This window comes from Pseudomonas agronomica (genome assembly GCF_025917275.1).
GTDB lineage: Bacteria > Pseudomonadota > Gammaproteobacteria > Pseudomonadales > Pseudomonadaceae > Aquipseudomonas > Aquipseudomonas agronomica.
This window is the reverse complement of the sequence record NZ_JAOSHO010000229.1, coordinates 1-7,847: the sequence shown is the minus strand read 5'-3', so window position 1 is coordinate 7,847 and position 7,847 is coordinate 1. Positions and strand designations below refer to the sequence as shown.

At 62.8% G+C, this 7,847-nt stretch carries 3 protein-coding genes; 2 read left to right on the top strand and 1 reads right to left on the bottom strand.

The window, feature by feature from the left end; all coding sequences use genetic code 11:
* Positions 1 to 49 precede the first annotated feature (49 nt).
* The gene (locus OC610_RS16540; RefSeq protein ID WP_264429102.1) at positions 50 to 5,662 is read right to left on the bottom strand and encodes a putative Ig domain-containing protein; all 5,613 of its coding nucleotides are present in this window, start codon (positions 5,660 to 5,662) and stop codon (positions 50 to 52) included.
* A gap of 425 nt (positions 5,663 to 6,087) precedes the next feature.
* Here OC610_RS16540 and OC610_RS16535 point away from each other — a divergent pair, with 425 nt between their 5' ends.
* Complete coding sequence (locus OC610_RS16535; RefSeq protein WP_264429100.1) at positions 6,088 to 6,531, top strand: CopD family copper resistance protein; 444 nt, start codon at positions 6,088 to 6,090, stop codon at positions 6,529 to 6,531.
* A gap of 85 nt (positions 6,532 to 6,616) precedes the next feature.
* A partial coding sequence (locus OC610_RS16530) for an oxygen-independent coproporphyrinogen III oxidase (protein WP_264429098.1) occupies positions 6,617 to 7,847 on the top strand: 1,231 nt, incomplete at its 3' end.

The following is a 7,847-nucleotide window of genomic DNA, read 5'->3' as shown; positions in this document are numbered from 1 at the left end:
TCGCTTCGCTCGGCAGCTCCTACGGGTCGGTGCAGTCCCAAAAGCTCAATCAGGCAGTAAAGTCACTGGCATGCAGCTCCTTGACGCCCACCAGGGCGAGTTCGAACTCGGCGGTGGCGTCGGCGTTGGTACTGCCGTAGAGGATGCCGTCGACAAACCGCAACTGGCCGGTGGCGTTGGTGGTGTCGAAGGCGTTGCTGCCGATGAAGGTGAACGCATCGTGGGCGGCGGTCAGCGGATTGGCGTCCAGGCCGGTGAGATCGAGTTTATCCAGCTCCGTGGTCTTGAACCCGTTGATCACGTCCCGCGCCGCACCGATGCCCATGTCCGACAGCGCGCCAAACGCATAGGTGTCCGCGCCCGTGCCACCCGTGAGATTGTCGGTGCCCGCACCGCCGATCAACCGGTCATCGCCCGAGCCGCCCACCAAGGTGTCGTTGCCCGCGCCTCCGTTGAGGATGTTCCCGGCGCTGTTGCCCGAGAGGGTGTCAGCGTAGGCGCTGCCCGTCAGGTTCTCGATGAACTTCAAAGTGTCCAGCCCCGAACCCACGGTGTTCTGCTGCGCAGACGTCGACAGATTCACGGTCACCCCGGCCAGGGCCCGCTCGAACGACACCGTGTCGTTGCCATCGCGTCCGTCGAGGATGTTGTTGCCGGCACCGGCAAACAGCGTGTTGTTCAACGCGTTACCGATCCCGTTGGCGTCGCCAGCGCTGTCGATATACAGATTCTCGACGTTGCTGCCCAACGTGTAGGTCGCCAGGCTGCTGTGCACGCTGTCGATGCCGCCTGACACCGGATTGCTGCTGGTCTCGATCACCGTGTCGCTGGCGTTGTCGACGTAGTACGTGTCGTTGCCATCGCCGCCGCTCATGCTGTCGGCCCCTGCAGCGCCATCGAGTACGTTGTTGGCGACGTTGCCGGTGATGAAGTTGCGCCGCTCGTTACCGGTGCCGTCGATGTCCGATACGCCGGTCAGCACCAGGTTTTCCAGGTTGGCGCCCAGGGTCCAGCTCACCGAGGCCTGCACGGTATCGATCTGCGAGGTCGAGGTGTTGGTTTCCACCACGCTGTCGAACGCGTTGTCGACGATGTAGATGTCGTTGCCATCGCCACCGGTCAGGGTGTCGGCGCCCAGGTCGCCGTCCAGCGTGTCGTTGCCGGAACTGCCCACCAGCGTATCGTCCTGGTCGGTACCGAAAATCTTCCCGCCCTCGTTCTGCGTGCCGTCGAAGATGTCCTGCACGCTGTTGTTGTCGTTGGGATTGCCGTGGAAACCGAGGTCATCGGCAATGTAGTCCGCCAGGCGTTGGCCAACGATCTCCGCCGACTCCTCGTGCAAGTGCCAGACGTCATCGGGATACACCAGTGGGTCGACTTCGTAGCGCAAGGGCAGGTCGGTGTAGTCCACGGCCAACTTCACGTCGGCGCGCTCGGCGGCGATGGCTTCCTGGGCGGTGCGAACATAGCCGACGCCGTCGACGATGGCGGCGATCTTGTCTTCCGGATACCCGCGGGCCCGCGCCGCGTCCTGCTCGTAGTGACCGGTCTCCATCATGTACACGGTGAAGTTGCCGAACTGGGCGTGCAAGTAATCGAAGACCTTCAGCGTCGCCGCCTTATAGGCCGCCGCGGCGGCTGCCTTGTCGGTGGCCCGGGCGATTTCCTGGGCGGCTTCCTCGCCCTGGCCCCAGATGATGCCCATGGTCACGTTGTCGATGGCCTTCAGTTCGGTGAGCTGGTCGCGCAGCAACGTCACGGCCCGCAATAACGCCGGCCCGGGTTGGTTGGTGTCGGTCAGCCACCAGCATAATTTCAGCTCCTCTGCGCCCAGCGTCGACAAACCGTTGACCGTGCTGCCACCCACCGCGATGTCGATACCGTTGCCATCGGCATCGGTGAACTGGCTGCGCACGTCATAGGTGGTGTACTTGTCCAGGTCGTTGACCAGCATCGAGGTGCCGGATTGATCGTCGTCTTCGGTCATGCGCAGCAGGCGTGCGTTGGATTGGCCGAGCGTGGGCAAGTAGAGAATGTCCTGCTGGGCGCGTTCGCCGAAGACGAAATCGCTGGCGGTGAGGGTGTTGAGGTAGTTGCCGTTCAGCGCGATCTCGAAACGGTTGCCATCGGCGTCGGCCTCGCTCGATTTGACGTAGGTCTTGTCTCCGGCGGCGTTCAAGGTCATGTAGAGCGTGCCGTTTTCGCCGTTGCCGAGGCCGGTGAAGCCCAGCGCGGACACGTCGATCTTGTCCACGCCGACGGTGAAGTCATAGATCGTGTCCGTGGCCGTGACGCCTCCGGTGTCGTAGTCGCGGTAGCTGTCGGACAGGTTGCTGTAGCGGAACGTGTCGGCGCCGTCGCCGCCATACAACGAGTCGCGCCCGGCGCCGCCGTCGATGATGTCCGCGCCCGTGCCGGCCTTGATGGTGTCGCTGCCGCCCAGGCCGAGGATCAGGTCGGCGCCCGCCGTGCCGTTGAGGGTTTCGGCATTGGCGGTGCCGGTGATGGTGTTGGCGGGGGAGTCGGCCACGGTCAGGGCAAAGGAGTCGCTGACCGACGCGCCCGAAGGGTCGGTGGCCTTGACCAGCACGTCGTAGTTGCCGGCGGCGGTGTTGGTCGGGGTGCCGCTGAAGGTCAGGTTGGTGGCGTTGAATGTCAGCCACGAGGGCAGGGCGCTGCCGTTGGCGAGGGTCGCGGTGTAGGTCAGTACATCCTGGTTGGCGTCGCTGAAGCTGTTGCTCGCCACGGTGTATTTGAACGGCGTGCTTTCACTGGCGTTCTGGTCCAGCAGCGGGATGACCACCACCGGCGCCACGTTGGTCGGGGTGTTCTGGTCGGCGAAAACGAAGTGATTGGCCGTCAGGCTGCTGACGTAATTGCCTGCCATGGAGATTTCGAAACGGTTGCCGTTGGCATCGACCGTGAGGTCCTTGAGGTAGGTGCGGTTGGTGGACGAACTGTACGTGACCTGCAGGGTGCCGTTGAGCCCGTTGCCCAGGCCGGTATAGCCCAGTGCCGCGACGTCGATCTTGTCGGCGGCCACGTCGAAATCAAGGATCTGGTCACTGGCACTGGTGGAACCGGTGCGGTAGCTGTCGAGCTTGGAGGTGTAGCGGAACACGTCGGCGCCCGCGCCGCCGGTGAGTTTGTCGACCCCGGTGCCGCCCACCAGGATGTCGTTGCCGGCGGCGCCATTGATGGTGTCGTTGCCGGCGCCGCCGAAAATCTGCTCGTTGGCGACAGTGCCAGTCAGTGTGTCGTTGTTCGGCGTGCCGTTGATCACCACGGAGGTGGGTACGTCCTGCACGGCCAGGGTAAAGCTGTCGCTGACGGTGGCGTTGCTGCCATCGGTCGCGGTGACCTGGATCGAGTAGGTGCCCGACGCGGTGTCCGGCGGGGTGCCGCTGAATGTGCGCGTGGCGGCGTTGAACGTCAGCCAGCTGGGCAGGGCGCTGCCATCGGCCAGCTTGGCGGTGTAGCTGAGGCTGTCGTTATCCGGGTCGGTGAAGGCGGTGGCCGGCACCACGTAGCTGAAGGGGGTCTTCTCGGTGGCGTTCTGGTCCAGCAGCGGCGTCGCCACCACGGGGGCCTGGTTGACCGGTGAAGACGTGGCGAAGACGAAGTTGGCGTTGGTCAGTTTGTCGAGGTAGTTGCCGTCCAGCGCCACCTCGAAGCGGTTGCCATTGGCATCTGCTTCCAGCGACTTGATGTAGGTCTTGGTGCCTGCGCTGTTGAGGACCAGGTAGACGGTATTGTTCTTGCCATCGCCCAGGCCGGTGAAGCCCATGGCGGACAGGTCGATCTTGTCGGCGGCGATGTCGAAGTCGGTGATCAGGTCACCGAGGTTGGCGCCGCCGGTGTTGTAGTTGCGATAGCTGTCCAGGCGGTTGGAGAACACGAAGGTGTCCGCCCCGGCGCCGCCCGTGAGGGTGTCCATGCCGGCGCCGCCGTCGAGCTTGTCGTCGCCCGCGCCACCGCTGAGGCTGTCATTGCCCGCCAGGCCGAGCAGGGTGTCGGCCGCGTCGCTGCCCAGCAACGAATCGCTGCCGGCGGTGCCGGTGATGACCCGGTTGAAGATGAAGTTGCTGGCCGTCAGGGTACTTGCCAGGTTGCCCGACAGAATCAGCTCGAAGCGATTGCCGCTGGCATCGGCGTCGAAGTCCTTGATGTAGGTGCGGTCGTTGCTGGCGCTGTAGCTTATTTGCAGGGTGCCGCCACGGCCATTGCCCAGGCCGGTGAAGCCGAGGCCGGCGAGGTCGATCTTGTCCTGGGTCACGTCGAAGTCGGTGATGGTGTCGTCGAAACTGGTCGTGGCGTTGCGATAACTGTCGGATTGGCTGGCGAAGCGGAACGTATCGGCACCGGTTCCGCCGGTCAGTTTGTCGACCCCCGCGCCGCCCACCAGGACATCGGCCCCGGCTGCGCCGTTAATGGTGTCGTTGCCGGCCGCGCCGTAGAAGATTTCGCTGGCGCTGGTGCCGGTGAGTATGTCGTTGCCCGCGGTGCCTTGGACAGTGGTCATCGGCACCGTGGCGCTGACGTAGCTGCCGTCACCGTAGAGCAGCGTGGCGCCCTTGCTGGTGTGGCTGATGGTGTTGGCGATGATGGCGTTGCGATCGGTGCCGTCTTCGTTGCGCTCGGCGACGCCGTAGGTGGAGAGGTTGCTGCCGCTGATCACGTTGCCCTGGATCAGGTTGTCGCTGCCGTTGAAGTACTTGCCGGACACGCCGAGGGTATCGTCGTAGGACTGGATGATGATCTCCGGCACCGCGCTGCCCAGGGCGTTGTTGTTGAGCGTGTTGTCGATGATGTCGACGTGGTTGCTGCCATAGATGCGGATGCCGGCGCTGGTGTTGTCGTGGATGTCGACGCCGGTGACGGTGACCTCGCTGGACAGCTTGACCAGCACGCCTTCGGCGCCGTTGCCGTACACCTCGCCACCGGTGATGGTGATGTTGCTGGGCGAGGGAATGTTTTCGCTGCCGCGCTGCACCACGATACCGTTGCCGCCGTTGCCGTAGGCAACGTTATTGGTCATGGTGAAATCGTGGGTGCTGGTGACGACGTTGAAACCGTGGCGGTCGTTGTCGTAGGCGACGTTGTTTTCGAAGGTGCTGTCGCTGAGGAAGTCGGCGACGAAGCCATCCAGGCCGTTGCCGTGGGAGACGCTGTTCTTGATGACCATGTTGACGGTCTGCTCGTGGGGGTCGAAACCGTACCCGGAGCAATCCTTGATCTCGACGCTGTCGAGGGTGACGTTGGAGTCGTAGCCTTCTTCGCCGGGAATATAACCGTTGAACCAGCCATCGATCTTGCCCGTGGTGTGGTCCCGGTTGCCGTCGATGGTGAGGTTGCTGACACCGAAATCGTGGGTTTCCTCGCCATAAGCTGAGCGGATAACCCCGGTGATCTTGGTATCGGAGCCATCGGCCACCTTGACCGTGGTGTCGCCCATGCCGTCGCCGTACAGGTAGACGTTGCTCTTGAGCATCAGGCAGCCATCGGACGGTTCCTCGCCCCCCGAAACGATGTAGGTGCCGGTGGGCATGTAGACCTGCCCCCCGCCCGCGGCCGCTGCCGCATCGATCGCACTTTGAATGGCCGCCGTGTCGTCAGTAACGCCATCTCCTTTGGCGCCAAAATTTTGTACGTTGAAAATCATGGACTTATCTCCGTATCAGGCTAAAAACCTCGTTGGATGCCAATATTCCATCGGCGACCACGGAGTTATGACCCAGCGGAGTGAAAAAGTTGTGACCGCGTATCGGGGAAGTGTCAAAAAACTGATAAACGGTTATGCCGGATTTCAGATGTGTAACATTTCCTTGACGCTTTCCTGGGCAAACATGGAAACCCTGTGGGAGCGAGCTTGCTCGCGATAGCGTCGGATCAGTTACATCAAAGTGCCCGATACACCGCTATCGCGAGCAAGCTCGCTCCCACAGGGTTGCGGTGGTTCTCACAGAGCTGTGGTGGTTTCTCACGGGATTGCAGTGGTCTGGCTTTTCCTTGATTGGCATCAACCCCACCACAACGCCTGCGCGATACCCTCGGATAAACCAATCGCCCCGCCGAAAAAAGGCTGCCATGACTTATCCGCTATTCCTGACCCTGCACCTGTTCGCCGCGCTGATCTTCATCGGCACGGTGTTTTTCGAGGTGTTGTTCCTGGAAAACATCCGCAAGCAGTTGCCCAACAAAGTGATGGTGCTGCTGGAGCAAGGCATCAGCCGGCGTGCCCGGCAGTTGATGCCGTGGGTGTTGCTGGTGTTGTTTGGCGCGGGCATCGCCATGGTCTGGCTGCGCTATCGGCCGGTGCTGGCGGCGCCGCTGCAATCGTCGTTCGGTGTGTTGCTGGGGCTCAAGATCCTGCTCGCCGCCAGCGTATTGGGGCAATTTCTCTGGGCCATGTGGCTGTTTCGAAGCGGGCGCATGAATGCGCGCTACGTCCAGTTCATTCACACCAGCGTGTTCCTGCACATGGTCGCGATCGTGCTGCTGGCCAAGGGCATGTTCTACCTGAGCTGGTAGTCGCTGCGGGACGCTTGATACAGGTCAAGGCGCCCACACGGGATAAGCCCGACACTGTTGCCGTGCGAGCCACTCGGAGATTGTCATGTTCGACCTGTTCCATTCCCCCAATGACCGTCCCTCCGGGCGACCCCCTGCGGTGGCGGACTTCGATTGTCCGGTCGGTACACGCAAGTTCCACGGCGGCATCGGCTCGCTCGACTTGCTCAGGGGCTTGCGCGCCAGCCGGCAGAAACGCCGTCCGCTGTCGCTGACGGTGCATCTGCCGTCGCGCTTGCGGCTGGCCTCCTGCTCACCCCTGGCCAGCGTGTGCCAGTGCGGCGAAATCGACGGCTACCTGCAACGCCTGACCTACGAACTGGGCCTGGTCGCCTGCCACCTCGGCAGCGGGCGACGGGTCGAGCAGTTTTGCCTGACCGGCGGAACCCCGGTGATTACCCATCTGCAACGGTTGATGAGCGACCTGCACAAACGCTTCGATTTCTGCGAAAGCGGCGACCACAGCATCGAGGTCGACCTGCACCATACCGACTGGTCGACCATGGGCCTGATCCGCGACCAAGGGTTCACCCATGTCAGCATCGGCGTGCCCGACATCGGCATCGACAGCGAGCTGTCGGTCGATTGCTACCAGAACCCGGCGCCGATCCATTCGCTGATCGATGCGGCGCGGACCTTTGGTTTTCGCTCCATCAACATTGATCTCGGCTACGGCCACGCCTGGCAGACGCCCCAGAGTTTCGCCCAGAAACTGGCGACCTTGATCGAGCTGGAGCCGGATCGCCTGCACGTTTTCGACTACGCCCGCGCGCCTTATCGCTATCGTTCGAAGAACGCCGGAGGCGCCGGGGCCTTTTGCAGCGAGGCCGACAAAGACGCGATGCGTCGCGCTTGCTGCGAACACCTGGTCGCGGCGGGTTATCACTACATCGGCCTGGGTCAGTTTGTCCGGGCTGACGATGACCTGGCCGTGGCCCAGGAGCACGGCCGACTGCATCGCAACTGCCAGGGATTTACCCGTCATGGTTGTTGCGACCACGTCGGCCTCGGCTTGGCGGCCATCACCCAGATCGAACAGCTTTATGTGCAGAACACCGACGACCTGTCGCTGTACTGCCAGCAGCTCGACGCCGGGCAGATTCCGGTGTGTCGCGGCTGGCGCTGCGAAGCGCAGGACCAGATCCGGGCGACCGTCATCGAACAGTTGTCCTGCGATCTGGAGCTGGATATTCCTGCTGTCGAGTCGCGTTTCGGCCTGGTGTTTCGCGAATATTTCGCGGCCATCTGGCCACAGTTGGAGCAGTTGCACGCTCAGG

What these genes read in the sequence shown, in the direction of transcription:
- OC610_RS16540 (WP_264429102.1), bottom strand. Translation starts at nt 5,662, where the DNA reads ATGATTTTCAACGTACAAAATTTTGGCGCCAAAGGAGATGGCGTTACT.
- OC610_RS16535 (WP_264429100.1), top strand. Translation starts at nt 6,088, where the DNA reads ATGACTTATCCGCTATTCCTGACCCTGCACCTGTTCGCCGCGCTGATC.